At 61.4% G+C, this 26,444-nt stretch carries 23 protein-coding genes and 1 pseudogene; 14 read left to right on the top strand and 10 right to left on the bottom strand.

Annotation, left to right across the window (positions count from 1 at the left end; genetic code table 11):
- Positions 1-379 precede the first annotated feature (379 nt).
- The 4 genes from ACIPZF_RS08650 to ACIPZF_RS08635 all read left to right on the top strand — a co-directional run bounded on the left by ACIPZF_RS08650 (position 380) and on the right by ACIPZF_RS08635 (position 2,587).
- Positions 380-784 carry an N-acetyltransferase gene (locus ACIPZF_RS08650; protein WP_400797723.1) on the top strand — a complete coding sequence of 135 codons (405 nt, stop codon included), beginning with the start codon at positions 380-382 and terminating at the stop codon, positions 782-784.
- 41 nt (positions 785-825) lie between these two features.
- Entirely contained in the window at positions 826-996 is a 171-nt protein-coding gene (locus ACIPZF_RS08645) for a hypothetical protein (protein ID WP_400797720.1), read from the top strand.
- 114 nt (positions 997-1,110) lie between these two features.
- Positions 1,111-1,755 carry an MBL fold metallo-hydrolase gene (locus tag ACIPZF_RS08640; protein WP_400797717.1) on the top strand — a complete coding sequence of 215 codons (645 nt, stop codon included), beginning with the start codon at positions 1,111-1,113 and terminating at the stop codon, positions 1,753-1,755.
- Between the two features lie 109 nt (positions 1,756-1,864).
- Positions 1,865-2,587, top strand: coding sequence for an OmpA family protein (locus ACIPZF_RS08635; protein ID WP_400797714.1), 723 nt, complete (start codon positions 1,865-1,867; stop codon positions 2,585-2,587).
- A gap of 57 nt (positions 2,588-2,644) precedes the next feature.
- Here the strand turns inward: ACIPZF_RS08635 and pta are convergent, their stop codons facing one another.
- A complete protein-coding gene (pta, locus tag ACIPZF_RS08630) occupies positions 2,645-4,732 on the bottom strand; it encodes a phosphate acetyltransferase (RefSeq protein WP_400797711.1) in 2,088 nt (695 codons plus the stop codon).
- A 32-nt stretch (positions 4,733-4,764) separates the two neighbouring features.
- On the bottom strand, positions 4,765-5,067 hold the full coding sequence (locus tag ACIPZF_RS08625; RefSeq protein WP_400797709.1) for a DUF3565 domain-containing protein: 303 nt from the start codon (positions 5,065-5,067) through the stop codon (positions 4,765-4,767).
- Here ACIPZF_RS08625 and ACIPZF_RS08620 point away from each other — a divergent pair.
- The 3 genes from ACIPZF_RS08620 to ACIPZF_RS08610 all read left to right on the top strand — a co-directional run bounded on the left by ACIPZF_RS08620 (position 5,066) and on the right by ACIPZF_RS08610 (position 7,406).
- Positions 5,066-5,551 (top strand): peptidylprolyl isomerase, encoded by a 486-nt coding sequence (locus ACIPZF_RS08620; RefSeq protein ID WP_400797706.1) that lies wholly within the window; start codon positions 5,066-5,068, stop codon positions 5,549-5,551. The two genes, ACIPZF_RS08625 and ACIPZF_RS08620, sit on opposite strands and share 2 nt — an antisense overlap.
- Positions 5,552-5,696: 145 nt before the next feature.
- Positions 5,697-6,179: a glutathione peroxidase gene (locus ACIPZF_RS08615; RefSeq protein WP_400797703.1), complete on the top strand. Its 483-nt coding sequence runs from the start codon at positions 5,697-5,699 to the stop codon at positions 6,177-6,179.
- A gap of 123 nt (positions 6,180-6,302) precedes the next feature.
- A complete protein-coding gene (locus tag ACIPZF_RS08610; protein WP_400797700.1) occupies positions 6,303-7,406 on the top strand; it encodes an NADH:flavin oxidoreductase in 1,104 nt (367 codons plus the stop codon).
- On the opposite strand, the gene ACIPZF_RS08605 is transcribed toward ACIPZF_RS08610, so the two are convergent.
- Positions 7,375-8,589 carry a glycosyltransferase family 4 protein gene (locus ACIPZF_RS08605; protein ID WP_400797697.1) on the bottom strand — a complete coding sequence of 405 codons (1,215 nt, stop codon included), beginning with the start codon at positions 8,587-8,589 and terminating at the stop codon, positions 7,375-7,377. The two genes, ACIPZF_RS08610 and ACIPZF_RS08605, sit on opposite strands and share 32 nt — an antisense overlap.
- Before the next feature lie 175 nt (positions 8,590-8,764).
- Here ACIPZF_RS08605 and ACIPZF_RS08600 point away from each other — a divergent pair, with 175 nt between their 5' ends.
- Positions 8,765-10,081 (top strand): methyl-accepting chemotaxis protein, encoded by a 1,317-nt coding sequence (locus ACIPZF_RS08600; RefSeq protein WP_400797694.1) that lies wholly within the window; start codon positions 8,765-8,767, stop codon positions 10,079-10,081.
- A 171-nt stretch (positions 10,082-10,252) separates the two neighbouring features.
- Here ACIPZF_RS08600 and cysZ read toward each other — a convergent pair whose 3' ends face one another.
- The gene (gene cysZ, locus ACIPZF_RS08595; protein WP_400797691.1) at positions 10,253-10,978 is read right to left on the bottom strand and encodes a sulfate transporter CysZ; all 726 of its coding nucleotides are present in this window, start codon (positions 10,976-10,978) and stop codon (positions 10,253-10,255) included.
- A gap of 310 nt (positions 10,979-11,288) precedes the next feature.
- Here cysZ and trxB point away from each other — a divergent pair, with 310 nt between their 5' ends.
- Entirely contained in the window at positions 11,289-12,251 is a 963-nt protein-coding gene (gene trxB, locus ACIPZF_RS08590) for a thioredoxin-disulfide reductase (protein WP_400797688.1), read from the top strand.
- A gap of 55 nt (positions 12,252-12,306) precedes the next feature.
- Here the strand turns inward: trxB and nadC are convergent, their stop codons facing one another.
- Positions 12,307-13,155: a carboxylating nicotinate-nucleotide diphosphorylase gene (gene nadC, locus ACIPZF_RS08585; protein WP_400797685.1), complete on the bottom strand. Its 849-nt coding sequence runs from the start codon at positions 13,153-13,155 to the stop codon at positions 12,307-12,309.
- 242 nt (positions 13,156-13,397) lie between these two features.
- Here nadC and ACIPZF_RS08580 point away from each other — a divergent pair, with 242 nt between their 5' ends.
- The 5 genes and pseudogenes from ACIPZF_RS08580 to ACIPZF_RS08560 all read left to right on the top strand — a co-directional run bounded on the left by ACIPZF_RS08580 (position 13,398) and on the right by ACIPZF_RS08560 (position 19,145).
- The gene (locus tag ACIPZF_RS08580) at positions 13,398-15,545 is read left to right on the top strand and encodes a DUF1631 domain-containing protein (RefSeq protein WP_400797682.1); all 2,148 of its coding nucleotides are present in this window, start codon (positions 13,398-13,400) and stop codon (positions 15,543-15,545) included.
- Between the two features lie 86 nt (positions 15,546-15,631).
- Complete coding sequence (ampD, locus tag ACIPZF_RS08575; RefSeq protein WP_400797679.1) at positions 15,632-16,204, top strand: 1,6-anhydro-N-acetylmuramyl-L-alanine amidase AmpD; 573 nt, start codon at positions 15,632-15,634, stop codon at positions 16,202-16,204.
- Positions 16,201-17,031, top strand: coding sequence for a regulatory signaling modulator protein AmpE (ampE, locus tag ACIPZF_RS08570; RefSeq protein WP_400797677.1), 831 nt, complete (start codon positions 16,201-16,203; stop codon positions 17,029-17,031). Before ampD ends, ampE begins: the two co-directional genes overlap by 4 nt.
- A 134-nt stretch (positions 17,032-17,165) precedes the next feature.
- Positions 17,166-18,287 (top strand): annotated as a pseudogene (locus tag ACIPZF_RS08565) (HAMP domain-containing protein); the annotation flags it as partial.
- Positions 18,288-18,431: 144 nt separating this feature from the next.
- Positions 18,432-19,145 carry a methyl-accepting chemotaxis protein gene (locus tag ACIPZF_RS08560; protein WP_400798087.1) on the top strand — a complete coding sequence of 238 codons (714 nt, stop codon included), beginning with the start codon at positions 18,432-18,434 and terminating at the stop codon, positions 19,143-19,145.
- Positions 19,146-19,176: 31 nt separating this feature from the next.
- On the opposite strand, the gene ACIPZF_RS08555 is transcribed toward ACIPZF_RS08560, so the two are convergent.
- The 5 genes from ACIPZF_RS08555 to ACIPZF_RS08535 all read right to left on the bottom strand — a co-directional run bounded on the left by ACIPZF_RS08555 (position 19,177) and on the right by ACIPZF_RS08535 (position 26,423).
- Entirely contained in the window at positions 19,177-19,434 is a 258-nt protein-coding gene (locus ACIPZF_RS08555; protein WP_400797674.1) for a PAAR domain-containing protein, read from the bottom strand.
- Positions 19,431-20,045, bottom strand: a complete 615-nt coding sequence (locus ACIPZF_RS08550; RefSeq protein ID WP_400797671.1) for a DUF6708 domain-containing protein — start codon at positions 20,043-20,045, stop codon at positions 19,431-19,433. Before ACIPZF_RS08550 ends, ACIPZF_RS08555 begins: the two co-directional genes overlap by 4 nt.
- 185 nt (positions 20,046-20,230) lie before the next feature.
- Positions 20,231-23,431 (bottom strand): T6SS effector BTH_I2691 family protein, encoded by a 3,201-nt coding sequence (locus ACIPZF_RS08545; protein WP_400797668.1) that lies wholly within the window; start codon positions 23,429-23,431, stop codon positions 20,231-20,233.
- Positions 23,428-24,348, bottom strand: a complete 921-nt coding sequence (locus ACIPZF_RS08540; protein WP_400797665.1) for a hypothetical protein — start codon at positions 24,346-24,348, stop codon at positions 23,428-23,430. The genes ACIPZF_RS08545 and ACIPZF_RS08540 overlap by 4 nt, the downstream gene beginning before the upstream one ends.
- A complete protein-coding gene (locus ACIPZF_RS08535; RefSeq protein WP_400797662.1) occupies positions 24,345-26,423 on the bottom strand; it encodes a type VI secretion system Vgr family protein in 2,079 nt (692 codons plus the stop codon). The genes ACIPZF_RS08540 and ACIPZF_RS08535 overlap by 4 nt, the downstream gene beginning before the upstream one ends.
- Positions 26,424-26,444 lie beyond the last annotated feature (21 nt).

The raw sequence follows: 26,444 nt of genomic DNA, 5'->3' as shown, positions 1-26,444 counted from the left end.
CTTCCCCATTACTCATGCGTGATCAACCAATGGACAAGCTCGTTCGCTGTATATCCAGAAGACAAGTCCCAGTGCAGTCGTCGGTGCCAAGCGCTATCAATCGCGTAACGCGTAGATACGATATTACTGCGCTTATGGCTCAGTGTAAGTTGGACGCACCTGTTCCCAAAGATATGGAGGACTGGGAGCGAATGCAGCCAGTCGGCCGTGAATTTTGAATGCCAGGCGTTGCCCGTCCGCTACGGGGTGATGCGTGAGAAAAAGGACCAACGATCTCCGTTACCAAGTTTATCGCTCCCAGGCTAGAAGGCTGGCATGTGCAATTATCTGCCGAGAGCCTGGGCTTTTAAGAGAGTACCTGGATGCGGACAGGGTTCGTATGGAGCCAATCACAAGCGAAGCGATTACCGCCAGTCTTGAATGGGGACCACAGGCCAGCCTGTTTCCTTGGGAAGAGGTATCGGTATGGAAGCGTAGCGACCCTAAGGGCTTCGATCTTTCCCTATGGTATGGCACAGAGCTTTGTGGTCTATGTTACGCCAGTCCGAGAAAAAGCCGCTTGTGTATTAAGGTCATCCTGTTGGAGAGCAAGCCCGGTCGCACTCATCCGCTCAAGGGCGATATTGCATCGCTCGCCTTGACGGCGGTGGATTTCTACGCGCGGATGTTAGGCTGTTGCGAGATTGAAATCCAAGAGCCGGTAGCCGCTGCCAGACCTCTTTACGAAGCGCTTGGCTTCAGCGTTACGGAGATGGGGCGGCTTGTGATTCGGGTAGAACCTTAATACCATCATTACGGTATTCAGCGAGCCTATGGAGGGAAGTCATGCGATCCACCAAGAGCCGTGAAAAACCAATGGCCGTTGCCAGATTCGAGGCTGAAGCACGACGTCTGGCAGGTCAGATTTCAAGCAACCAGCTGCGCTTTCTTCAAGTCGCCAAAGCTAAAGGCGAAGAGCTGGAACCATCGGGACCATTGGCTGGTAATCAAACCTGAAGGTGTCGGCCCACGAGCCGACATCCGTGATCCACGATATGGACTCCAGAAGCCGGCGCTAATGTCGGCTTTTTCTTTCTTTGAAAACCATTAGTTATTTCCGCGAGAAGCCCAGTGAGCGCTCCCACAACCATACTCATCCGCGAAACCTTCCCCGTAGGCCCCCTGCAGTGCAACTGCACCCTGATCGGCGACCCGGTCACCAAAAAAGCCATGGTCGTCGACCCAGGCGGTGACCCGGACAAGATCCTCGCCCGCCTGCAGGCCCACGGCCTGACGCTGGTGAGCATCATCCACACCCACGCGCACTTCGACCATTTCCTCGCTTCGGGCAAGCTCAAGGAACTCACCGGCGCCACCTTGCACCTGCACAAGGACGACCAGCCGTTGTGGGACAACCTGGAGATGCAGTGCCAGATGTTCGGCGTACCCTACACGCCGGTGCCGTCACCCGACCGCTGGTTGGGCGACGATGAAGAACTCGCCTGCGGCTGTGGCGTGGCCTTGCATACCCCTGGGCATACACCGGGCTCGATGAGCTTCTGGTTCGCCGAGGCCAAGCTGTTGGTGGCCGGTGACACGCTGTTCCGCCGCGGCATCGGCCGCACCGATTTGTGGGGCGGCGATCAGCGCGCTATCGTTCGCTCGATCAAGGAGCGGCTGTATCGCCTGGACGAGGACGCCATCGTGGTCACCGGCCATGGGCCGGAGACTCGGCTAGGTGACGAGATGCGCGAGAACCCGTTCGTGCGGGCGTGAATTCGCATTAACAGCCTTTCATGGAATTTTTTTGCCATCAGGCAATCCAAGGCTGGCACAAGACCATTCATGCTTTGCCGCACACACGAATTTTTGTAGGAGCTTGTCCATGTTCACCATGCGTCGTCTGCTTATCGTCGCAACTGCTGCAGCCCTGATGACCGGCTGTGCCAGCCCGAACCCTTATGACAACCAGGGCCAGGCGCAGGGCGGCTCGACCGGGATGAGCAAAACCGCCAAGTATGGCGGCCTTGGCGCCCTGGCGGGGGCCATTGCCGGTGCCGCCATCGATCACAACAACCGTGGCAAGGGCGCGCTGATCGGCGCCGCCGCTGTGGGTGCTGCTGCCGCAGGTTACGGTTACTACGCCGACAAGCAGGAAGCCGAACTGCGTGCACAGATGGCCAACACTGGCGTCGAAGTGCAGCGCCAGGGCGACCAGATCAAGTTGATCATGCCTGGCAACATCACCTTCGCCACCGACTCGGCCAACATCGCGCCGAGCTTCTACTCGCCGCTTAACAACCTGGCGAACTCGTTCAAGCAGTTCAACCAGAACACCATCGAAGTGGTCGGCTTCACCGACAGTACCGGCAGCCGCCAGCACAACATGGACCTGTCGCAGCGCCGTGCCCAGGCGGTCAGCACCTACCTGAGCTCGCAAGGCGTTGATGCTTCGCGCGTGAGTGTGCGTGGTATGGGCCCGGACCAGCCGATTGCCAGCAACGCCGATGCCAATGGCCGCGCGCAGAACCGCCGTGTCGAGGTCAACCTGAAGCCGATCCCGGGTCAGCAGTATGACCAGCAGGGTCAGGTTCAGCAGTACCCGTAAGCGCTGGATCGTTGCAATGAAAAGGGCAGGCCCATACGGAGCCTGCCCTTTTTGCTTTCAGGCGATGCTGCTGGCCTGAATCGCCGTCAGCGCGATGGTATGCACGATGTCATCCACCTGGGCACCGCGCGGCAGGTCATTCACCGGCTTGCGCAAACCTTGCAGCATTGGCCCCAGGCTGACCCCGTCGGTACTGCGCTGCACCGCCTTGTGGGTGGTATTGCCGGTGTTCAGGTCGGGGAAAACGAACACCGTCGCACGCCCAGCTACCGGGCTGTTCGGGGCGAGCTGGCGGGCGATTTCGGGGTTGGCGGCAGCATCGTACTGCAGCGGGCCATCGATCAGCAGGCTCTGCTGTGCGCTTTGCGCCAGGCGCGTGGCTTCACGCACTTTCTCCACCTCCTCGTCGCTCGCCGAATCGCTTGAATAGCTGATCATCGCCACCCGTGGCGCGATGCCGAAGGCTTGCGCCGATTGCGCGCTCTGGCGGGCGATCTCGGCCAGCTCGCTGGCGCTGGGGTGCGGGTTCATCACGCAGTCGCCGTACACCAGCACCTGCTCAGGGAACAGCATGAAGAACACCGACGACACCAGGCTCGCCCCGGGTGCGGTCTTGATCAGCTGCAGGGCAGGGCGGATGGTGTTGGCGGTGGAGTGCACCAGGCCCGAGACCAGGCCGTCGACCTCACCCAGGGCCAGCATCATGGTGCCGATCACCACCGGGTCTTCCAGCTGTTGCTCGGCCATCGGCGCATTGAGGTTCTTGCTCTTGCGCAAGTCGACCATCGGTTCGACATAGCGCCCGCGAATCAGCTCGGGGTCGAGAATCTCCAGGTCCGCCGGCAGGGTGATGCCCTGCGCGCGGGCCACGGCTTCGACCTCTTCCGGCTTGGCCAGCAGCACGCAACGGGCGATGCCGCGTGCCTGGCAGATTGCCGCCGCCTGTACCAGCAGCGGTTCGGCGCCTTCTGGCAGGACGATGCGCTTGTTGGCCTGCTGCGCCCGCTGGATCAGCTGGTAGCGAAACACCGCGGGTGACAGACGCATTTCGCGGGGCGTGCCGCAGCGCTGATGCAGCCAGACGGCGTCAAGGTGGCTGGCGACGAAATCGGTGATGAATTCGGCCCGGTCACGGTCATCCACCGGGATTTCGCGGTTCAGCGAATTGAGCAGGTTGGCGGTGTCGTAGGAACCGGTGCTCACCGACAGAATTGGCAGGCCAGCCTGCAGCGCGCCTCGGCACAGGCCGAGGATGCGCGCATCGGGCTTGCTGTCGCTGGTCAGCAGCAACCCGGCAAGTGGCACGCCGTTGATCGCCGCCAGGCTCACCGCCAGGATGATGTCGTCGCGGTCGCCCGGCGTCACCACCAGGGTCCCGGGGGTGAGCAGCGGCACGGTATTGGCCACGGTGCGGGCGCAGATGATGATCTTGTTCATCCGCCGTTGTTCGTAGTCGCCGGCATTGAGCACTTGGGCACCGAGCAGCTCGGCCACATCGCGGGTGCGCGGGGCATTGAGTTCGGGCTGGTAGGGGATGCAGCCCAGCAGGCGGAAATCACCGCCGCGCAGCAATGGCGAATGTTCGCGCAGACGCGTGGCGAAATCCGCCATGCTCTCGTCGGTACGCACCTTGTTGAGGATCACCCCGAGCACTTTCGGGTCGCGCGGGCCACCGAACAGCTGGGCCTGCAGTTCGACCCGCCCGGATAGCTCGCTGAGCACTTCGTTTTCCGGCGCCGAAACCAGGATCACCTCGGCGTCCAGGCTCTTGGCCAAGTGCAGGTTGACCCGCGCCGCGTAACTGGCGTGGCGGGTCGGCACCATGCCTTCGACCACCACCACGTCATTACCGATGCACGCTTGCTGGTACAGGCGAATGATTTCTTCGAGCAACTCGTCCAGCTGGCCATCGCCGAGCATGCGCTCGACATGGGCCAGGCTCAGTGGCAGCGGCGGCTTGATGCCGTGGGTGCGCGCGACCAGTTCGGTGGAGCGTTCCGGGCCGGTGTCACCGGGGTGCGGCTGGGCGATCGGTTTGAAGAAACCGACCTTGAGGCCAGCGCGTTCCAGGGTACGTACCAGGCCGAGGCTGATCGAAGTCAGGCCGACCCCAAAGTCGGTCGGCGCGATGAAAAATGTCTGCATGCGTGCTTCTCGAAATAAAGCGTTGCAAGGAATCAACGGCCAAGGGTAGCGCTATCGGCCTGCTGTGCACACCAGCCACAGGCGAAAGCCTGGCCAACACGCTGCGCGCGCTGCTCGGGGTCGAGCACCCACGGGCGCGCCTGCCACGGTGGCTGGTGGCGCAGGTGCTGGGTGTGACCGCAGGACAAGTCGACCACCCAGTGGCCTTCATCGTCCTGGTGAAAGCCGATGATCCGACTGATGGGGCACCCCTCGCTGCCGCTGCGGTCGCAATCGGGCGATGCGTTGGTTACACTTGTCTGCTCTACATACTTTTGCAAAAGGTCTTGCCCCATGCTGATCGCCGCCAACAAGGCTGTCTCCATCGACTATACCCTGACCAACGACGCCGGGGAGACCATCGACAGCTCCGCCGGCGGCGCGCCGCTGGTCTACCTGCACGGTGCCCAGAACATCATCCCGGGCCTGGAAAAAGCCCTGGAAGGCAAGCAGGCTGGCGACGAGCTGAACGTTACCATCGAGCCGGAAGATGCCTACGGCGAGTACCTGGCCGAACTGGTCAGCACCCTGAACCGCAGCATGTTCGAAGGCGTCGATGAACTGGAAGTGGGCATGCAGTTCCACGCGTCCGCGCCGGACGGCCAGATGCAGATCGTCACCATCCGCGACCTCGACGGCGACGACGTGACCGTCGACGGCAACCATCCGCTGGCCGGCCAGCGCCTGACCTTCAAGGTCAAAGTTGTCGACGTGCGTGATGCCAGCGAAGAAGAAATCGCTCACCGTCACATCCACGGTGAAGGTGGCCATCACCACTGATTTTCTGCGCTAAGCTCAGAACGTCGCCAGGCGCTCGGACAAGCCGACATGCCTCCAACGTGGAGGGTGCACGGCTTGGATGAGCGCCTTTTTAGTGGGCGTGATTCGCCCCAGCGGCAACCGGGAACCTGAGAGGGGATTCATCATGAGTGCATTTCACGACCTGACATTGAAGGCGCTGAACGGCCAGGACCTTCCTTTGGCACCGTTCAAGGGCCAGGTAGTGTTGGTGGTCAATGTCGCCTCCAAGTGTGGCCTGACGCCGCAGTACGCTTCGCTGGAGAAACTCCAACAGCAGTTCAAGGGCAAGGGCTTCAATGTGCTGGGCCTGCCCTGCAATCAGTTTGCCGGCCAGGAGCCTGGCAGCGAGAAGGAAATCCAGGATTTCTGCAGCCTCAACTATGGTGTGAGCTTTCCGCTGGGTGCCAAGCTCGAGGTCAATGGGCCGCAGCGCCATTCGCTGTACCGCCTGTTGGCAGGGGAGGGCGCCGAGTTCCCCGGCGACATCAGCTGGAACTTCGAGAAGTTCCTGGTGGGCAAGGACGGGCGGGTTCTGGCCCGCTTCGCCCCGCGTACCGCACCGGATGACCCGGTGGTGGTGCAAGCTATCGAGAAGGCGCTTGGCTGAATATCCAGGGGGTGCTTTGCGCCCCCAGCGATAGGGTAAAATCACCCAGATCAATAATGCTGTGCCAACGTCCTCACGCCCCCTAACCTCAGGCGCATTTCCTCACCCAGACGGAAGCGCCCCATGTCCAGCCATCCCCTGTTCCAGCCTTTCATTCTCGGTGCGCTAGAGCTGCCGACCCGTGTCGTCATGGCGCCCATGACCCGTACCTTCTGCCCCGGCGGCGTACCTCACGATGGCGTGGTCGAGTACTACCGCCGCCGCGCTGCTGCAGGGGTCGGCCTGATCATTACCGAGGGCACCACCGTTGGGCACAAGGCCGCCAACGGCTATGCCAACGTGCCGCGCTTTTACGGCGCAGATGCGCTGGCCGGATGGCAGCGCGTGGTCGAAGCTGTCCATGCCGAAGGCGGGCGTATCGTGCCGCAGTTGTGGCATGTCGGCGCGGTGCGCCGTTTGGGCACCGAACCGGACGCCAGCGTGCCGGGGTTCGGGCCGAGCGAGAAGGTCAAGGAAGGTCAGGTGCAGGTGCATGGCATGACCCAGGACGACATCCGTGAAGTGATCGCAGCGTTTGCCAAAGCAGCCAGCGATGCCAAAGCCATCGGCATGGACGGGGTGGAAATTCACGGCGCCCACGGCTACTTGATCGACCAGTTCTTCTGGGAGGCCAGCAACCGCCGCACTGATGAGTATGGCGGCGACCTGGCAGGCCGTTCGCGCTTCGCCATCGAGCTGGTCGAGGCGGTGCGGACAGCCGTGGGGCCAGATTTCCCGATCATATTCCGCTTCTCGCAATGGAAGCAGCAGGACTACAGCGCACGCCTGGTGGAAACGCCCGATGCGCTGGCGACCTTCCTCAAGCCACTGTCCGACGCCGGTGTGGATATTTTCCACTGCTCCACCCGTCGTTTCTGGGAGCCGGAATTCGAAGGCTCTGAGCTCAACCTGGCCGGCTGGACCCGAAGGCTGACGGGTAAACCGACCATCACCGTCGGCAGCGTCGGCCTCGATGGCGAGTTTTTGCAATTCATGGTCGACACCGACAAGGTGGCCAAGCCCGCCAGCCTGGAAGGCCTGGTGCGGCGCCTGGACGCCGAAGAGTTCGACCTGGTGGCGGTGGGCCGGGCACTGCTGGTAGATGCCGAGTGGGCGCTGAAGGTTCGCGAAGGGCGTGAAGCAGACGTGCTGCCGTTCAGCCGCGAGGCGCTGTCGAACCTGGCTTGATCGCCAACCTGGCGGTTGTTGGCTCGCTGCCAGCAGGCGCCGTTTGGCAAGCGCTGTAAAGGTGCGTCTCGAACTGCTCGACGATCGCCGACCAGCCCTGGCGGCTGGCATGCTGACGGGCGTTGAGACGGACTCGGCGCAGGGTCTCGCTTTCCTCCAGCAGCCAGCAGGCGGCATCGATGAACGCCGCCTGGTCACCGGGCATGGCCAGCGCCCCGCTGTGGCCGTGGCGAATGTGCTGGCCAGCAGCTGCCTCGTCATAGGCGACCACCGCCAGCCCTGAAGCCATGGCTTCGAGCACCACATTGCCAAAGGTCTCGGTCAGGCTCGGGAACAGGAACAGGTCGCCGCAGGCGTAGTGTTCGGCCAGTGCCTCGCCGCGCTGGGCACCGCAGAACACGGCGTCAGGCAGTTGCTGTTCAAGGGATGCCCGTTGTGGCCCATCGCCCACGACGACCAAACGCAGGCGCTGCTGTGGATAAGTCTCCTGCAGGGCTTGCAGGCACGGCCGCAGTAGCCCCAGGTTCTTTTCTGCGGCCAGGCGCCCGACATGCAACACGGCGATGTCGTCCGGGCCAAGGCCCCAGGTATCACGCAAGGCCTGGTTGCGCCGGGCCGGGTTGAACAGGCCGGCATCGACCCCTCGGGCCATCAGCGCCAGGCGTTCGAAGCCGCGCCGTTCCAACTCCAGGCGCTGGCTGGCGCTGGGCACCAGGGTGGCGACGGTGCGCCGGTGGAACCAGCGTAGGTAATGGGTGAGCAATCGCGCCAGCAGGCCGAGGCCATATTGGCCGGAATACTGCGGGAAATTGGTATGAAAGCCGCTGACCACCGCCACGCCCAGGCGCCGCGCGGCACGCAATGCGCTCAGCCCCAATGGGCCTTCGGTGGCAATGTACAGCACATCCGGGCGCTGCCTGCGCCAGCGGCGCAGCAGCTTGTGCATCGACACTTCACCCCATTGCAGGCCCGGGTAGCCCGGCAAGCCCCAGCCACGGCACAGGAATAGGTTTGCGTCGTCGCTTGCGGACGCATCCCCCGCCTGTCGTGGCCGCACGATTTCCACCAGATGACCGCGCTGGCGCAGGCCATCGCAGAGGCGGCCAAGGGTATTGGCCACGCCGTTGATTTCCGGTGGGAAGGTTTCGCTGACGAGGGTGATGCGTAGGGCAGGTGTATTCATGACAAAAAGTTTCCGCCTGTCGCGTTGCGCGCATGTGACAACTTTGTGACGGGCAGGTGACGCCTGATTTCTGGCAGCTTCGCTTGTATGAATATTTCCTTTCAAGCCCTCAAGAAGCGAGCGGAGGCAGCCGATGCAGATGCATTCGATCAGGTGACACGCTCCGGGAGCGGTGATGTTCAACAGCAAGCTCAAGAAAGAAAATCAGCAACTGCGCGAGGACCTGTTTTCCGTCGAGCAGGTCAAGAGCAGCCTGGACAGCGAAATGCTGGTGCTCCAGCTCGACCCCCAGGGGCGTATCGAGATGGTCAACGGCAACTTCGAGAAAGAGATGCACTACCGTCCCGAGCAGCTGATCGGGCGTCACATCGAAGACATCGTGCCTGCGCATGTGAAGAAGCTCGACTTCTTCCAACGCATGAAAACGGCCATCACCCGCGGTGAGCACCTCAATGGGGCTTTTCGCCTGCTGCGTGGCAACGGTGAAGAAGCCTGGTTGCGTTCGATCCTGCAACCGGTGAAGAGCAGCGACGGGCGCATCAAGCATTTCTCCATGCACTCCAGCGACCTGACCCGCACCATCGAGACCTCGCGCGAGCATGAAAGCCTGATCAAGGCGCTGATGCGTTCCACCGCCGTGATCGAGTTCAACCTCGATGGCCAGGTACTGACCGCCAACGACCGCTTCCTGCAGACCATGGGTTACACCCTGGAGCAGGTGCGCGGCAAGTACCATCGGATGTTCTGCGAACCGGAGGAAGCCAGCTCGGCGGGCTACCAGGCGTTTTGGGAAAAGCTGCGGCGTGGTGAGTACGTGGCAGAGCGCTTCAAGCGTGTCGATGCCCACGGGCGCACGGTTTGGTTGGAAGCGTCCTACAACCCCATCATCGATGCCCACGACGTGCTGTACAAAGTGGTCAAGTTCGCCACCGTGATCACTGACCAGGTCAATCAGGAACAGGCCGTGGCGCAGGCTGCGGATATTGCCTACAACACCTCACTGGAAACCGACAGCAGTGCGCGCAAGGCCACCGACGTGGTGACCCAGACCGTCGAGGTGATGCGTGGCCTGGAGGGGTCGATGCAAGATGCCGCCGAAGGCATCCAGGCGTTGGACAAACAGTCGAAAGTGATTGGCGCGATCATCAAGACCATCAGCGACATCGCTGGCCAGACCAACCTGCTGGCGCTCAACGCCGCCATCGAGGCCGCGCGTGCCGGTGAACAGGGTAGGGGGTTTGCGGTGGTCGCCGACGAGGTGCGCCAGCTGGCGTCACGAACCAGTACTGCAACTGAAGAGATCGCCAAGGTGGTGCAGCAGAACGAACAACTTGCCCAGGCGGCAGTGGATATCATCGACACCAGCAAGCGCCAGGCAGAACAGGGGCTTGCACTGGCTGCGGACACCGGTGGGGTGATCGTCGAAATTCAGGAAGGGGCGAAGAAAGTGGTGGATGCAGTGGGGCAATTCTCCAGCCAGCTCAGCCACTGAAGGCTGCTGGTATGAATCTACGCAGTGTATCCGGCACCAGCGGCGCCGGATAACGGGCCTGCGTCAAGCAGTCAGCTGCACGTAATCATCACTGGCAATGGCGCGAAGGCTTCGATAATCGCGTGCTTGCCATCGAACGGCTACTGATACGACTGGCGGTATTTACGTCTGCTAGCGCTCGCGCACCCAGAACAACGTAGCCCCCGCCACCGCGGCCGGCATCATCAGCACGTTCACGCCCGGAATCAGCAAAGCCAGATAGGTAATCCCACCAAAACCCATCGACTGCCAGCGCTTCTCGCGCAACCAGGCCAGCATGTCCTGCCAGCTCATCTTGTTGTTGTCCGCCGGGTAGTCGATGTACTGGATGGCCATCATCCACACACCGAAAATCAGCCACAGCGGCGCGGCGATCACGTTCACAACCGGGATGAACGACAGGATGAACAGCGCGATGGCCCGCGGCAGGAAGTAGCCGAGCTTGCGCATCTCGCGGCCAAACGTGCGCGGCACCATGGCCACCAGTTCACCCCAGCTGAAAGCCGGGAAGTTGTCCTGGCCACGCACCACAACTTCGACCTTTTCAGCCAGGAAACCATTGAACGGCGCGGCGATGATGTTGGCCACGAGGGTGAAGCTGAAGAACACCATCAATACCAGCAAGGCGACGAACAGCGGCCAGAGGATATAGCTGAGAAAACTCAGCCAGTCCGGCAGGGTTGGCATCAGGGCATCCAGCCACAAGCCGAATTCATGACCGGCAAAGTAGATCATGCCGCCGAACAGCAGCAGGTTGATCGCCAGGGGCAGCAGCACGAACAACCGCAGGTTGGGGCTCAGCACCAGTTTCAGGCCTTCGCGCAGGTACTGGGGGCCAGAGAGGACAGGGGCTTGCATCGAGACACTCCGCAGAGAAGGGAAACCGCGCTGACCTTACCGGCTTTGCCGCGCCGACGAAAGGCGGGCGAGGGCTGGGAAACCGCCTGTAACAAAACCCTGGGAGGCTTTTGCCCAGGTGAAATTCACGTATAGAGGTTGCCTATGAGGTGGATTGTCGAAGGATATTTCCTTAATCTCTGCCACCTCGCTACAGTGCGCTCAACTTTCGGTTTCTGGGCCTGCGCGTAGTAGCCTTCCCCAAGTGCAGCGTGGGCCCTTTTTAATTTACCGATGCCGGCCCCTGCGGCCTGCTCGACAGGAGTTCGACATGTCTGAAGTACGTCATTCGCGCGTCATCATCCTCGGTTCCGGCCCTGCCGGTTACAGCGCCGCGGTGTATGCCGCCCGCGCCAACCTCAAGCCGCTGCTGATCACCGGCATGCAGGCTGGCGGCCAGCTGACCACCACCACCGAAGTCGACAACTGGCCGGGCGACCCCCATGGCCTGACCGGCCCGGCGCTGATGCAACGCATGCAGGAACACGCCGAGCGCTTCGAGACCGAGATCGTCTTCGACCACATCAACGCCGTCGACCTGGCCAACAAGCCCTACACCCTGCAAGGCGACAGCGGCTCCTACACCTGCGACGCGCTGATCATCGCCACCGGCGCCAGCGCCCGCTACCTGGGCCTGCCGTCGGAAGAAGCGTTCATGGGCAAAGGCGTTTCGGCCTGCGCGACCTGTGACGGGTTCTTCTACCGCAACAAGCCGGTCGCCGTGGTCGGCGGCGGCAACACTGCCGTGGAAGAGGCGCTGTACCTGGCCAACATCGCCAGCAAAGTGACCCTGGTGCACCGCCGCGAAACTTTCCGCGCCGAGAAGATCCTGGTCGACAAGCTCAATGCCCGTGTCGCCGAAGGCAAGATCGAACTCAAGCTCAACGCCACCCTGGACGAAGTGCTGGGTGACAACATGGGCGTGACCGGTGCGCGCCTGAAGAACAACGACGGCAGCAGCGACGAAATCAAGGTCGACGGCGTGTTCATTGCCATTGGCCACACCCCGAACACCTCGTTGTTCGAAGGCCAGCTGACCTTGAAGGACGGCTATCTGGTGGTCAACGGCGGCCGTGAAGGCAATGCCACCGCCACCAACGTCGAAGGCGTGTTCGCCGCAGGCGACGTGGCCGACCACGTGTACCGTCAGGCCATTACCTCGGCTGGCGCGGGTTGCATGGCGGCGCTGGACGTCGAGCGTTACCTGGACGGCTTGGCCAACGCCTCGTTCTGATCCAAGCGCAATAAAAAACCGGCCATCTGGCCGGTTTTTTTTGCCTGTGCTCAGCTCACAGGCTCAGGCGCATCGACAGGTCAACGGCCTTCACATCCTTGGTCATCGCGCCGATGGAGATGTAATCCACACCGGTCTCGGCAATCACTCGCAGGGTGGTCTCGTTGACCCCGCCGCTGGCTTCCAGCTTGGCCTTGCCAGCGGTGATGCGCACCGCTTCGCGCATTTCGTCCAGGGTCAGTTCGTCGAGCATGATGATGTCGGCACCGGCGTTCAGTGCCTGGCGCAGCTCGTCCAGGCTTTCCACTTCGATTTCCACCGGCTTGCCTGGGGCGATGCGGTGCGCGGCCGTCACCGCTTCGGGCACGCCGCCGCTGGCGGCGATGTGGTTTTCCTTGATCAGGAAGGCGTCATACAGGCCGATGCGGTGGTTGTGGCAACCGCCGCAAGTCACCGCGTACTTTTGCGCCAGGCGCAGCCCGGGCAGGGTCTTGCGGGTGTCGAGCAACTGCACCTGGGTGCCTTCGACCAGGTCGGCAAGCTGACGTGCTCGGGTAGCCACGCCCGACAGCAGCTGCAGGAAGTTGAGCGCGCTGCGCTCACCGCTTAGCAGCGAGCGGGCCGGGCCTTCGAGGTGGAACAGCACCTGATTGGCCTTGGCGCGTTCGCCATCGGCCACTTGCCAGTGCACCGCCACGCGCGGGTCGAGCTGGCGGAACACGGCATCGACCCAGGCGGTGCCGGCAATCACGCAATCCTCGCGAGTGATGATCGTGGCCTTGGCCAAGCGTTCGGCCGGGATCAACTGGGCGGTGATGTCGCCACTGCCGATGTCCTCCAGCAGCGCGCGGCGCACATTGGCTTCGATCTCGGCGGTCAGGTCGGCAAGGCGTAGGTTCGGCATGGTCGGCTCCACAAGCTAGGTGCCGCCGATTATAGGGCAGGGGGCCTGGGTGTACAGCGGTCATGCAGCCCACCTTTGGTCAGGCCGAATGAGCTTTTGGCAAAAAATACAGTCATTTACCGACACGTGAAGAGGTGCTGGCAGGCATCGGCTTTTTTACCGATAATGGCGCCCAGTATTTGGCGTCATAGCTTTGACGATTTTTCGTTGTATCGAACCAGTCACCCAGCAAGGAGTTCGGGATGCTTAAAGAAGGCAAGGTGGTGCCCCTGGCGGCCGCCATCGATCGAGGAGCGCGCACGCCCTTGCCTTGCCTCCCGGTGCTTCTGCTGCAGGTGCGCGACAAGGCCGCGCTGCAATTGCGCCAGGGCCTGCAGGCGTTGTTCGACAACGCCGACGATACCCTCTTCGAAATGGCCGACAAGGCCGCCGACCGTTTCGACCAGCACCTGTACTTTGAAGCGATGCGCGACTTGCGCCTCAAGCGCAAGAGCATCGAGCGCGGCTTTCTCGATGTCTTCTACGATACCTTCGCCCGCATCGGCCAAGTCGACCCGCTGGGTTTCATGGTGGCCAACGAACCTTCGCGAAACAAGGCGCAACTGGAACGTGCCGCGACCGTCGAGGGCATGGTCGCGCGGGTGCTGTCTCGCGATGGGCTTGCCCTCGATCAACTGAGCCTGCGTCTGCAGGCATTGCTTGAGTGCACCCTGGCTCCGCAGCACAACCCGCTCGGGCCTGCCGCGCTGAGCAGTTATTTCCTGCAAGCAGGGCGTAATCTGGGCGTTGGCCTGCGGGTCAAGCTGATTCTGCTGAAGCTGTTCGAGCGGTACGTGCTGCGTGACATCGACGTCCTGTATGGTGAGGCCAACCAACTGCTGGCCGCCGCCGGTGTGCTGGCAGAGCTGCCGCCGGCGCCGCGGCGGCGTGCCGAAGATCGGCGCAACGATTCGCGGCGGATATCGGCCACGCTTGAGCCTGATGAGATCGGCGCAGACAGTGTCGGCCAAGCGTTCTTCGCGTCGATACAAGGGCTGTTGGCCCCGGCGCGTGGGCGGATTGCTCCACGCTTGCACGCGGTTGCAACGGCGCAGCCGATCGGCACAGCCGACCTGCTGCGTTTGCTTTCGCATTTGCAGCACTACGTACCGGCGGCCCTGGAAGAGGACGATTTCGACCTCGGCCAGCAGCTTGAACAGTTGCTGCTGCGGGTCAGTGTGCGTAGCGGCACGCGCCGACGTATCGCCACGGCCGACGAGGACATGATCAATCTCGTCGGCTTGCTGTTCGATCATATCCATGCCGACGACAACCTTGCGCACAGCCTGCGTGCGCTGATCGTGCGCCTGCACATCCCGTTGCTCAAGGTGGCGCTGCTGGACAAAGGGCTGTTCAGCCGTGCCAGCCATCCGGCGCGCCGCCTGCTCAACGAGATCGGCGCCGCCGCGATCGGTTGGGAAAGCGGCAGCGAGGGCTTGCGCGAGAGCCTGCACCAGCGGGTAGAGCGCATCGTTCAGCGGCTGCTCAACGATTTCGACGATGACGTCAGCCTGTTCACCGAGCTGCTGGAAGATTTCCTGGCCTTCAGCCAGGACGAGCGCCGACGCAACGAACTGCTCGAACAACGCACCCGCGATGCCGAAGAAGGCCGGGTGCGTGCCCTGCAGGCGCGCCAGCAGGTGCAGCAGGCGCTCAACCAGCGATTGCGCGGGCGCATGCTGCCACAGGTGGTGGTGCAGATGCTGGTGCAAACCTGGAGCCAGGTGCTGCTGCTGGCCTGGCTCAAGCAGGGCGAAGGTTCGCCAGCCTGGCGCAACGCGCTGGCCACCATGGACACCTTGCTTGCCAGCATTCTCCCGCACCGCGATCCGCAAGCGCTGCTGCAGCACGTGCCTGGCCTGTTGAAGGCGCTGCGTGAAGGCCTGGCCAGTGTCGCGTTGGACTCGACGGCGACCCGTGATTTTTTCCAGCAACTCGAACGACTGCACCTGCGCGCTTGCGCAGGCGCCGAAGGGCCTGCTGAGGTGGCGCAGGTGCTGGTGAACGAAGATATCGTGCTGGCCATCGCCGAAGAGTCTGCATGCGCCCCCCTGCGTCAGCCCGACGACCACGCCGCGCAGCTGCGAGCCGTGCAGCGCCTGCGTATCGGCGCCTGGGTCGAGGTGCTCGACGATGATGAGCCGCTGCGCTGCAAGTTGGTGGCACGCATCGACAGCAGCGATCGCCTGGTTTTTGCCAACCGTACCGGGCTGAAGGTGCGTGAGTGGACCGCGCAAGGCCTGGCCCAGGCCCTGCGCCTCGGCGAAGCGCGGCTGCTGGATGACGGGCTGCTGTTCGAACGGGCACTGGAATGCGTGCTCGACGGTTTGCGCCAGCAGCAGGTGCATTGACACACGTCCAAATGATTCACCTGCACAGCGCAGCACGGGCAAGGCATACTGCGCTTCTGTACCCGGCGTTTTTCAGGATCTGCCCCATGCAATTGGACCTTGCCACCGGCTGGTTCCACGGAATCGGAATCACCCATTGCCCTTCGCCGAACTTCAACGCGCGCCCCGAGGGCGAATCGATTTCCCTGCTGGTGATCCACAACATCAGCCTGCCGCCGGCCTGCTTCGGCACCGGCAAGGTCCAGCAGTTTTTTCAGAACCATCTGGACCCCGACGAGCATCCCTACTTCGCCAGCATCAGCCAGCTGACCGTGTCGGCGCACCTGTTCGTCGAGCGCGACGGCGCAGTGACCCAGTTCGTGTCGTTGCTCGACCGCGCCTGGCATGCCGGTGTGTCGAGCTTCGAGGGGCGCGAGGGCTGTAATGATTTTTCCATCGGTATCGAACTGGAAGGCACCGACGACCTCCCCTATACCGATGCCCAGTACGCCGTGTTGGAGCAGCTGACGCGGCACATCCAGGCCGCCTGGCCGACCATCGACCAAGGCCGCATCCAGGGCCATAGCGACATTGCCCCGGTGCGCAAGACTGACCCCGGTCCGGCATTCGATTGGGCGCGTTATCGCGCCGCCGTGCTGGCTAGCGAGGACAAGGCATGAGTTTTCTGGTGTTGATACTGGCGCTGTGGGTCGAGAAGTTCTCTGCCCTGCGCCATCAGGTGCAACGCGATGGTTTCTTCCTGGGGGAGCTGGTGCGCCTGGAGCGCAGCGGCAAGGTCCACCCCTGGTGGAGCCTGGCGATTCTGGTGGTGGCACCCGTGGCGGTGCTGGTCTTGCTCCTGCATGTGCTCGACCCGGTGGCCTATGGCTTGCTGGCCCTGCCGGTGCATCTGCTGGTGCTGATCTACAGCCTCGGCCGCGGCGACGCCAAGGCAGCCCTCGGGCCATTCCGCGATGCCTGGCGGCGGGGTGATGACCAGGCCGCGCTGCATGTGGCTGAACGCGACCTGGGCCTGGTGGCCGACGAACCCCATGGCTTGCTGGTGCGGGTGCAGGGTTACCTGCTGTGGCAGGCGTACCAGAGCTTCTTCGCGGTGATCTTCTGGTATTTCGTGCTCGGCCCCGGCGCGGCGTTGGCTTACCGACTGCTGGCGCTGACGGCTGATAACAGCCAGCAACCTGCGCTCAAGGCGCGTGCCGAGCAGTTGCGGCACATCATGGATTGGCTGCCGGTTCGGGTACTGGCGCTGAGCTTTGCCCTGGTCGGCAACTTCGTCGCTGTGACCCGGGTGATGCTGCACGAGTTGCTCAACTGGCACATCAGTGCCGGGCACCTGGTGGCTCGAGTCGGGCGCATTGCCGATGATATTCCTGAGGAAGAGGACGCCCAACGTGGGCTGGGGCGGCTAGATAGCCTGTGGGAGCTGCTGCTGCGCTGCGCAGTGCTTTGGTATGCCGGGTTTGCCCTGTGGACTGTTCTGGTCTGAGCAACGGTTAACCTTAAGTTACAAACCTCCGATTCGTTCTGCGCTAGATTGGTGGCCTAGTGCTACCCCTCGCAGAACAAAAAGAATCCAAGGAGGTGCCTGTGAAGCGTCTGCTCTACCCGGCCATTGCACTGATGAACCGGCTGAGCTTCGGCCAGAAGTTCAGCCTCATCAGCGTTCTGTTCTTCCTGCCGATGCTGGCCACCAGCAGCTACCTGGTCCGCGACGCTTATCAGCAATACCAGGCCACTCGGTCCGAGCTTCAAGGCATTGCCCCGCTCGGCGGCAGCCTGGCGTTGCGCGCAGACTTGGAAACCCTTGGCAACCTCCTGCAAATCAATGCCGTGCTTGGTCAGTCAGGCCAGGCCGGGGATGTAGAGACACGCATCGCCGCGTTGCAGGACAGGGTTCATGCGCAGCTGCTGGCCCTGCAAGGCCAGGATGCAGTGCCCCAAGCCAAACTCGAAGAGCTGGCTGGCGCCTTCACCAGCGCTGCAGCCGAGTCGTCGTTACAGAACAAGGTCGCCCTGGTCGAGCGACTGCTAACGCAAGCTCAGGTGTTGAATAAACTGGTGGCGAGCCAGTCCGGCCTCAGCCAGGACAATCAGGCTTCAGTGCGGCAGTTGAGCGAGTTGCTCGGCACAGCCACGGCCCAGGTGACCCAGGCCCTGGGCGAGGGCAGGGCGATGGGGGCCATCGCGCTTGGCCGAGGCTTTATCGATTCGTCCGGCAGCGCTCGCTTTGAAGACCTGTTGCAGCAACTGGAGCGTCTGGCAGCCGATTATGGTCTGCGCGTGGATGACGCATTGGCAAGTGATGCCGGCCTCGGAAACGGCTTGGCTGACGTGGCCGAGCGCAGCAAGACTTCCATCAGGCAAGCCGCTGCATTGTTCGAAGAGCAAGTGGTGGTCGCAGAAACCCTGGATGCACCTTGGCCGGCGTTCTATCAACAGGTCAGCGACCTGATGGCCCGCACCCACCAGTTCAACGAGGCGATCCTCGGTCACCTGCATGGCCAATTGCAGGATCGACTCGCCCAGCAGCACCTGCGCATGCTGGCCTTGGCCGCCGTGCTGGCTGGCGTGTTTGCATTGATCGTTTATCTGTACGGCGGGTTCTACGTCTCGACCCGCACGACCCTGCGCGAGTTGGGCGGCGCCATGGACAAGGTCGCAGCGGGTGACATGACGGTCAGCTTCCAGGCACACAGCCGCGATGAACTGGGGGAATTGGCCCAGGGTTTCAGCGAAACCGTGCATCGCATCCGCAGCCTTATCGACCAGGTCGGCCATACCGTTGTGGCCGTTGAGGCGCAGGCCGGGCAAGTATTGGCAGTGTCGGCGCGCAGCAATCAGGCCGTCAGCGGCCAGCGTGAACAGATCGAGCAGGTCGCCACGGCGATGAACCAGATGAGCGCCACTGCTCAGGAAGTGGCGCGCAGTGCTGGCTTGGCTGCCGATGGCGCGCAACAGGTCAATCGCGAAAGCGCCAATGGCCGCACGCTGGTGGAAAGCCAGCAAGGCAACATAGGACGGCTGGCCGCCGAAATAGACCAGACAGTGGTGGCGATCAATCAACTGGCGGACGACAGCCTGGCGATCGGCCAGGTGCTGGAAGTCATCCGTAGCATCGCCGAACAGACCAACCTGCTGGCGCTCAATGCGGCCATTGAAGCCGCCAGGGCTGGCGAGCAAGGGCGTGGCTTTGCCGTGGTCGCCGACGAAGTGCGCACCTTGGCCAAGCGCACGCAGGATTCCACCGCACAGATCGCGCAGATGATCCAGCGCCTGCAGGATGGCGTCGGCGCGGCGGTACGGGCTATGGGCAGCAGCCACCAGATGGCTGCAGGCACGGTCGACGAAGCGCGCCAGGTGCAACAGGCGTTGGGCAATATCCTTGGCGCGGTCGGCGGGATCGTCGAGCAGAACCAGCAGATTGCGGCAGCGGTCGAGCAGCAGACGGCGGTGGCCCATGATATCGACCAGAACATCGTCGCAATCAACCGGGCGGCGCAGGACACTACCCTGGGGGCTTGCCAGACCGAGGATGCGAGCAGGGCGTTGTCGGAGCAGGTGGTGGAGTTGAAGCGGTTGATTGGGGCGTTCAAGGTTTAGGCAGTACAGCCCCCTGCCATTTGCTGGCTGGTCACTCAAGCTGCCAGCCAGCATCCCCTTCAACCAATTCACCACCATGGTCTGTGCGGTCCCCCATGCGGGCCACACCCATCCCATCGACCGTGTAAGTAGCCGAGCCGCTGACGATCACTGCCCCGCAATTGGTACTGTCGCCAATTCTGGCCACGGACTTACCGTTGAAGGTGTAAGTCGGGCTGCCCGTTTTCACGACGTTTTTGCCATGGATTGGACAGTCATGGGCATGGCCGACTAATACGACAGGTTTCATGATTGTTCTCCGGGGCTGGGGGCGGTGCGGGATTCCAGGTCCATCGCGGCGGGCCATTTGACTTTAGGGGCACGTTGGTCGAAGGGGTTGGAAAGCTTCTCTTCGTTCCAGTCCCGCGGTGGGTAAATAAAGTCAGGAATTGCATCGGGACCTTCTTGCATGAATAACCTGGCGATGGCCCAGTACTGCTCACCTTCTTGAATGTCGTCGCTTAGGAAGAAGCGGTCGATGACTTCACCGCTTTCAAGGTCGCGGACTGATATCCGTACTTCCTCCTTCAAACCGCCGTAGCCCATTGGCAGGTACATGCGGTAAACCTCGGCAGTGAGAGCGTCCCAATCGTAGGCGATGGGCTGGACGCCCCATCCTTTGCGGCCAAAGGGATTTAGTCGATTCATTCTGTATTGGTAGAAATACACTTTTCGACGGTGTCTATTGAAACGGATGGGCTCGTCGCGCGGCAGGCCTAGTTCGTAGCGGATGTAGGGTGTAATGCAAAAAAATGAGCCGGTGAAAAGTGCCAGTGTCACGATGAAAAGAGATACGTCAAAGCTTGCTCCGTAACTGAAGTCGTATAGTAGGGCATAAATCGTTTCGATTGTGACTAGCATTAGCATAAGTGGACCGCTAACTACAAAGTATCCCCTTAGTTTTAGGGTGGTCCTTGGGATTTCTACGTAGTTATTATCTATATGGTTTGGAGGGGGGTCTAAAGACGCAAGAGTTGCCTCTATTGGTGTTGGGGGAGTGTTAGGAGGTATATCATATTTCCACCCGGCTCCACGACTTAGCGGGCTCATTGTTTTTCCTCCTGGATCATGATTTCGGCAGCGGCGTTTGGAATGTTTCGGTCTGGCCAGTACGCAACGACAAGCGAAGCCGATAATATGTTGTGCCTTCCTAGCTGAGAATTGAGTTCTACACTTCCAATAATAACCTTGATGTGTGATGAGTCGCCGGATGATGCTGGAGAGTGTGTTTTTTCGATGATTTTTATAGTTTCAGGTTTGTAGTCGGGGATTCTTGGTGACTGTGAGGGTGTAAGGGAAGAGTGGCTCAATGCTCTTGTTTCGAAGTTTGGGGCGGCGTGTTCAATATTAATTATCACCTCTCCGCCGGAATAGCATGGGCCGCTACCATCTCCCGCGCGATGGATTACGAGAGTGTAGTGGTAACTTGAGCGGCTTTCAGAGTATAAAGGTAATTCTAGTTTAAACTTAAGGGTGGTGTTAGTTTCTATATTTACAAGTCCTCCAATTTTTGAACTGCTAGAATGGTTTGCTCGGTTAGTCTGAAACGTTATCTGGCTTGTCAAGCCAAGTGTGCATGCATTTAATTCGGAAAGTGCAATATCTGCATGGTTGGGTGAATTCCAATGAATGCTCGGATGCTCATTGGCTATACCAAAGTAACAGCGCCTTGCCCACTGCTCTAATGGGGTGGATTCGTTAAGAGAAGCTGATCTCATTAGTGCGAATGTAGCAAGTCCAAAAACTATAGCCAGGCCTAAAGGGCCAAGCAGGGTCGGGAATAGAACTGCCGCGAATGCCGAGCCAGTACCAAATGTTGCTGAAATGACCGCGCGTCGATAGAGTTTGTGTGCGTTTTCATCGCCAGAAACTAGACTTCGCCTTTTTGCAGCCAACGCTTGTGAAATATCGAATATACCAGCTACAGCGCTGACTATTGCTCCAGCACGAGCAACTGTACGGCCAATCGAGACATTGTTAGGGATAGTTTTCTTGTGTGGCATCAGCAACCCAAAAAGCTCAATACCTCCACCCAGAATCCCTACGCTCGACCCATACAATGCCATCATCGCTTCACTGGACTTCGGTCCCAGTTCTTCCTCCGCCTTTTTCAGATTCTTCCCAAGGCTGTCACTCAACAAATAAAGCCCGCCGATGGAAAACAGCAACTCCCACCCTTTGCCGGTCCCCCTCAACCCGGTAAAACCATCGCTCACCAACCGCGAAGCCTGCCCCGCACTGATCCGCATGCCATCGAGCAACTTGCGCGCACTCGGCTCCAGTGTCCCCGCCGCCACTTTGAGATCGACCAGCGTCATCTGTGCCGCAGGCCCCAGTTGATTGACGTTCAACTTGGCCTCACTGGCCAGGCGTTCATGCAGTTCGTGGGCCGTACCCTCGACCCAGACGCTGACGTTGACCACCGTGTGCGCCACCTTCGGGTCGAGCACCGCCAGGCTCAGCAAGCCGGTCTGGATGATGGGCTTGACCTTGTTTGCCTTGTTCTCCACGCCCGCCATGACTTCATGAAGCGGCGGCATCATCTTCGTCCGCGCCTTGGCCAGTTTCTCGCTGGCGCTGTTCTGCAGTTCGCGCAGGTGCGCGCTCTGCAAGGCGTAGTACTCGCCCAGCTTCATCTGCACCTGCAGCTCGACCAGGTGCACGCCGTTGTAGATTCGTTGGCTGGCACTGTTCAGGTGGCGGACGACCTGTTGCACACCGGGGTCGAGCCACACGGCCAGGCGTTGGCTGGCCGCGTTGACTGCCCCCTGCAGTTCGGTGACCGACTGCTTGAGTGCATCGCGCAGCTTGAGACCGGCGTCTTCACTGGCGATGAACTTGCTCAAGGCGGTGTAGAGCTTTTCGCTGTCATTCCAGTTGTTCGGTTCGGTCTGCGAAAAGCTGGGCAGCAGCGCGGCCAGCAAGGCGACATCGCGCAGCAGCAAGGCGCGGTAAGCGGGGCTGTTCGGGTCTTGTAGCCACTTGAGCCACAGGGCTGCGCTGGTGCCGGCGGCAGGTGCGTCGGGCTCGGCGCTCGTGGAAGGCGCTTTGGTGATACCGCCCGCCAGGCAGCCGGCCATGGTCTTGGTGTAGGCGATGCCCGACTCGCGGTTCCTGCCGTCGTAGTCATGCCGCTCGATCAGGGCGAAGGCTGCGCTTTCGCAGTACGCTACGTAAGCGGCGGCGTGTTGGTCGATGTGGCGTTGGAACTGAAGTTCCTGCTGGTCGTAGTCGGCCTGGAAGGCAGCGCGCCGGGGTTCGTCATATCGCTCTTCGAGCTTTTCATCGCTCTCCCGCTGGCGCACGTCCACCAGCCGCTGGCGCTCTGTGGCGCGGTCGGTGAACATCGGCGGGCCGTCGCCGGTTTGCGGCTCGAAGGACGGCTGTATCTCTTGAGCCGCCCATTCACGCTGTGTTTCCCGGATGATCTTGAGAATCTGCGAGGTCTGCAGTTGGTAGGCGCGCAGCGGATCCTCGCGCCAGGCCTGGCGTTTGACCACCCAGTTCAGGCGCTGGTGGTTGTACTCCTGAACCAGGCCGACGGTGTCGTCGAGCACCACCGCCAGCACGCCGTTTTCCAGCGCGTGCTGCTGCATGGCGTTGACCACGTAACCGCGCAGGGCGAACTTGCGCAGGAAGCGGCTGTGGAAGCCGTGGGCGCTGTCGAATGGGCCGTTCAGTTGCTGGGCGTATTCGAAGACCTGCTTGTCCACTTGCAGGTTGTCCGGGGTCATGGCCAGGCCGAGCAGCTCGGGATTGTTGCGCGCCTGGGTCAGGTCCAGCCCTTCGAAACGGTGCGCGGGCGCCTGGCCATTGCGGTAGGCCTGCAGCACGCTGACCGGCCAGGCATCGCTGGAGAAGGCCAACCAGGCCGAGCCGTAGGCCTCGGTGTCGATGTTGAGAAAGGAAGACGGCAGGTCATGGTCCGCCTGCGTGCACCGTTCGGGCAGCGGCGGCGGTGGCCCGGGTGGCGGTTCGTAGGGATTGAAGCGGCGCAGGTGGCCGTGGTCGGTCACTTCGTAGGCGTGCCAGATACGCTGGTCGAGCAGCACGTAGAGGTAGCCGCTGCGCAAGGTGCGCAGGCCCATGCGGGTTTGCGTGGCCGAGTCACGGCCAGGGCGGGTATCGGGGACCAAGGCTTGGCGCAGGGGCAGGATCGGCAGGCCTTGGCGCTGGCAGGCTTTGCAGGGGGTGAGGAGGAAATCGGTTTCGGCGACTAAAGTGGCGATGCTCTGGCTGATGCTCATGGGTAGGCCTCGGACCGGGGAAGGGTGGCGACCAGGCGCTGCCAGCCCGAATCGGAGTATTGGGCCAGCATGGGTGCCAGAGGACGTTGCTGGTTGATGGCCGTGTTGACCATGTCGAGCACTACTTGGAGGGTGTGCAGCTTTGGGTGAAAGCACAGCATGTGAAGAGCAAGCACCTGGATGTCTTGGCCTTCGCTCAAGCCGAGCCCACGTGCATCATCGATATGATTTGATGTACGGACAGCAGCGAATGGAGGCATCACCGGGGCGTTGGTTGCGCCGGAGAGGGCGGACACAGAGCGCCATACTGCCAACACGGCCTCGATCAGCGGTACATTCCCTTGGATTCGCAAGGCATTCGCAGGCAGACCCCGAGCGGCCTGAGGATTGCCTTTCAAGGTTGCCAGGCTGCCGCCGCTGCTGAGGAACACCCAGCGGTCAATCGGCCACCATGGCCCCTGAGCACGGTCGGACATGGCTGCCAGCAGTTCCAGGCGCAGGGGTTCAAAGATGGGGCAGCAAGTGGTTGAACCGCTGCCATCGGGTAGGCGGCACAGTGCGGTCAGATGCCCCGCGAGCGCTGTCGGATTTGCCTCGCTCAGCAGCCAGCCACACACGTAGCGTTTTCGTCGCTGGATATCCTGCTGTGCGACCAGAGCAGTCATTTCCAGCAATGAAGTGCAAGGCTGAATATCCGCAGAAGACAGGCAGACGAGCACAGGATGCAGCGAAGGTTCGCTGGGCAAGTCGGGTCGATACACCCGGGTAAGAGCCTGTTCGCCGAGCGCCGAGGCAAGATGCTTCATCAAGGAATGTTCGCTACTTTCCGCAGCTGCGAGCGGGTCCAGCAATACATAGCAGTACAACCCTGGGCGGTGGTCATCGAGAATGCGCTTGATCAATACGTGACTGCTCATCGGCCTTTCTCCTTGCAGTCGTCGCCTGCATCGGACGTCAGCTCGAGCGCCACGTTGTTCCCTGTGCCATCTGCGGCCGCCTGGGTTGGCCCAAGCAGTGTCAGCTTGAGCCCGTTCAGGGTAATGCCCTGCTGATCCAGAACGATGCTCCCGCCGGGGCTTCTGAACTCGATGCGCTCGCTGGCCTGCAGTTGAAAGGTGGTGGTTTGCTGATCGATGCCGCCACCGACGCAGATGCTTTGCGAGCCGTTGACCGAGACTTCACTTTGGCCGCCAATGAAGACGCGGTGATCGACGCCTGTGGACTCATGGTGGTCGTTGTCGATGTGTTCGATCAGGTCGTGACGTATGGTGGCGCGGTAGTCTCTGCCCACCAGATGAGTACGGTCGCGCCCGGTTACCTGGTGGAGATCGTTGCCGACTTTCAACTGCTCGTCATTGCCCACTGCTTCGATGCGATTACGCCCTACCTGGGTTGTCTCATCGTGCTTGACCACGTTGTTCTGGTCTTTTTCGGCATGGATGAACACTTCCTGCCGACCCAACTCATCCTCGAACCGCAATTCGTTGAATCCAGCTCCCTTGTGGGTTTGGCTCTTGATGGTCATGCGGGTCTTGTGATCGGGCAGGTCATAAGGTGGCAGTTGGTTGCCGCAGTAGGTACGGCCGATGATCATCGGCTGGTCGGGGTCGCCGTTGACGTACTGGACGACCACATCCTGGCCGACGCGAGGAATGGCCATCGCGCCCCAGCTGCCACCGGCCCAACTTTGCGATACACGCACCCAGCAGGAACTGAACTCGTTGTTTTCGCTTTCCCGGTCCCAGGGAAAGCTGACTTTGACCCGCCCCCACTGGTCGCAATAAATTTCCTCGCCCGGCGGCCCGACAACGGTGGCCATGTGCGGGCCGTCGACCCGTGGTTTCTCCAGTGGCGCTGGCCGCCACTCGGTGCGACCAGGTACCAGTACGGCAGTCTGCTCATAGCGCGTGCTTTGATCCACGCCGGTTGCCTCTTCTTGCAGACTGGTGAATTGGCTGCCTTGATGCTTCACCTTGGCGACTCGCCAGTGCATGTTCAGCGCCTCACGTGGGTGCCCGGTGAGGGTGAAGCTCAGGCCTGGTTGCAGACGCACGTCGTCGCCCTTGACCTCAGCGATACGGGCGTCGTGGCGGCGGGCAGTGATAAGGGTTTCAGTGAAGGGTTTGCCGGCTGCGTCACGTTTGTAGCGGCCGGGATAGTCGAAGCGTTCGTAGTCCTTGGACTGGTGCTGCAGATAGGTGCCCGAGGCACTGTGCTGCTGGCGGTATTCCGGGTTGGTGAAGGTATGGTCGCGTTGCACCTGGCGGGCGCTGCGCACTTGTTCGCTGTAGCGCAAGTGCTTCAGGCAGGGCTGCGCGGGATCGCCGCCGCCGTTGGATTGGTAAAGCACCGTGTTGGGCTTCGCGGGGTTGCCGTCATCGCTGTAGTCCTCGTCGTCGTTCGCGCTGAGCCCCTGGTCAATCAACCCAAACGTCAGCAGGTGGTCGCTGATGAGCAATTTATGAAGCTCGGGGGTATGTTCGAAGCGGTAGACGAAGCCTTCTTCGGCCGCCAACCTGGCGATGAATTCAAGATCGGTTTCGCCGGCCTGAACGCAAAATTCGCGGACCTGATGGTTCTCGTGGGCAATGATCTGGAACTGGGTGATGCCCTGGCGCTTGAGCATCATTTCGAGGATTTGTGGCGCGGTCTTGTGTTGGAAAATACGCCAGTTCGAGCGCAAATCGGCACGGGCCAGCAGGGGTTCGACGAGGGCGTGATAGTAGGTTCGATAAAAGCCGCTCTCGCCTTGGCTGAAACTGCTGACCAGGCCGTGAACGTAACGCACTGGCCGCTCTTGCTCCCAGATCGTGAAGAGTACGGGCTTGTCGAGCAAGTGGCCGAAGTCGATGTCGGGCTCGAAGCTGATCAACTCCAATTCCAGAGAGAAGGGCGTGCTGACCCCCTCGTTCAAAGTGAACGACACCACTTCGAATTCAGCTCTGCCAACGAATGGTTGGAAGCTGTAACGCAGATCGGATTGGCTGGGCATGCGGATGTCCTGGCAACCCAT

Source organism: Pseudomonas sp. NPDC089752, from assembly GCF_044748725.1.
Lineage (GTDB): Bacteria > Pseudomonadota > Gammaproteobacteria > Pseudomonadales > Pseudomonadaceae > Aquipseudomonas.
Note: the sequence above shows the minus strand (reverse complement) of the source record. Positions and strands in the feature narration are given on the sequence as shown.

Excerpts from the sequence above, each read along its gene's own strand:
- ACIPZF_RS08560 (WP_400798087.1), top strand. The coding sequence starts at position 18,432 with ATGAACCAGATGAGCGCCACTGCTCAGGAAGTGGCGCGCAGTGCTGGC.
- ACIPZF_RS08555 (WP_400797674.1), bottom strand. The coding sequence starts at position 19,434 with ATGAAACCTGTCGTATTAGTCGGCCATGCCCATGACTGTCCAATCCAT.
- ACIPZF_RS08580 (WP_400797682.1), top strand. The coding sequence starts at position 13,398 with ATGCTTAAAGAAGGCAAGGTGGTGCCCCTGGCGGCCGCCATCGATCGA.
- ampE (WP_400797677.1), top strand. The coding sequence starts at position 16,201 with ATGAGTTTTCTGGTGTTGATACTGGCGCTGTGGGTCGAGAAGTTCTCT.
- ACIPZF_RS08635 (WP_400797714.1), top strand. The coding sequence starts at position 1,865 with ATGTTCACCATGCGTCGTCTGCTTATCGTCGCAACTGCTGCAGCCCTG.
- ACIPZF_RS08535 (WP_400797662.1), bottom strand. The coding sequence starts at position 26,423 with ATGCCCAGCCAATCCGATCTGCGTTACAGCTTCCAACCATTCGTTGGC.
- ACIPZF_RS08605 (WP_400797697.1), bottom strand. The coding sequence starts at position 8,589 with ATGAATACACCTGCCCTACGCATCACCCTCGTCAGCGAAACCTTCCCA.
- ACIPZF_RS08610 (WP_400797700.1), top strand. The coding sequence starts at position 6,303 with ATGTCCAGCCATCCCCTGTTCCAGCCTTTCATTCTCGGTGCGCTAGAG.
- ACIPZF_RS08620 (WP_400797706.1), top strand. The coding sequence starts at position 5,066 with ATGCTGATCGCCGCCAACAAGGCTGTCTCCATCGACTATACCCTGACC.
- ACIPZF_RS08550 (WP_400797671.1), bottom strand. The coding sequence starts at position 20,045 with ATGCTAGTCACAATCGAAACGATTTATGCCCTACTATACGACTTCAGT.
- trxB (WP_400797688.1), top strand. The coding sequence starts at position 11,289 with ATGTCTGAAGTACGTCATTCGCGCGTCATCATCCTCGGTTCCGGCCCT.
- nadC (WP_400797685.1), bottom strand. The coding sequence starts at position 13,155 with ATGCCGAACCTACGCCTTGCCGACCTGACCGCCGAGATCGAAGCCAAT.
- ACIPZF_RS08615 (WP_400797703.1), top strand. The coding sequence starts at position 5,697 with ATGAGTGCATTTCACGACCTGACATTGAAGGCGCTGAACGGCCAGGAC.
- ACIPZF_RS08540 (WP_400797665.1), bottom strand. The coding sequence starts at position 24,348 with ATGAGCAGTCACGTATTGATCAAGCGCATTCTCGATGACCACCGCCCA.
- ACIPZF_RS08545 (WP_400797668.1), bottom strand. The coding sequence starts at position 23,431 with ATGAGCATCAGCCAGAGCATCGCCACTTTAGTCGCCGAAACCGATTTC.
- ACIPZF_RS08650 (WP_400797723.1), top strand. The coding sequence starts at position 380 with ATGGAGCCAATCACAAGCGAAGCGATTACCGCCAGTCTTGAATGGGGA.
- cysZ (WP_400797691.1), bottom strand. The coding sequence starts at position 10,978 with ATGCAAGCCCCTGTCCTCTCTGGCCCCCAGTACCTGCGCGAAGGCCTG.
- ampD (WP_400797679.1), top strand. The coding sequence starts at position 15,632 with ATGCAATTGGACCTTGCCACCGGCTGGTTCCACGGAATCGGAATCACC.
- ACIPZF_RS08645 (WP_400797720.1), top strand. The coding sequence starts at position 826 with ATGCGATCCACCAAGAGCCGTGAAAAACCAATGGCCGTTGCCAGATTC.
- pta (WP_400797711.1), bottom strand. The coding sequence starts at position 4,732 with ATGCAGACATTTTTCATCGCGCCGACCGACTTTGGGGTCGGCCTGACT.
- ACIPZF_RS08600 (WP_400797694.1), top strand. The coding sequence starts at position 8,765 with ATGTTCAACAGCAAGCTCAAGAAAGAAAATCAGCAACTGCGCGAGGAC.
- ACIPZF_RS08625 (WP_400797709.1), bottom strand. The coding sequence starts at position 5,067 with ATGGGGCAAGACCTTTTGCAAAAGTATGTAGAGCAGACAAGTGTAACC.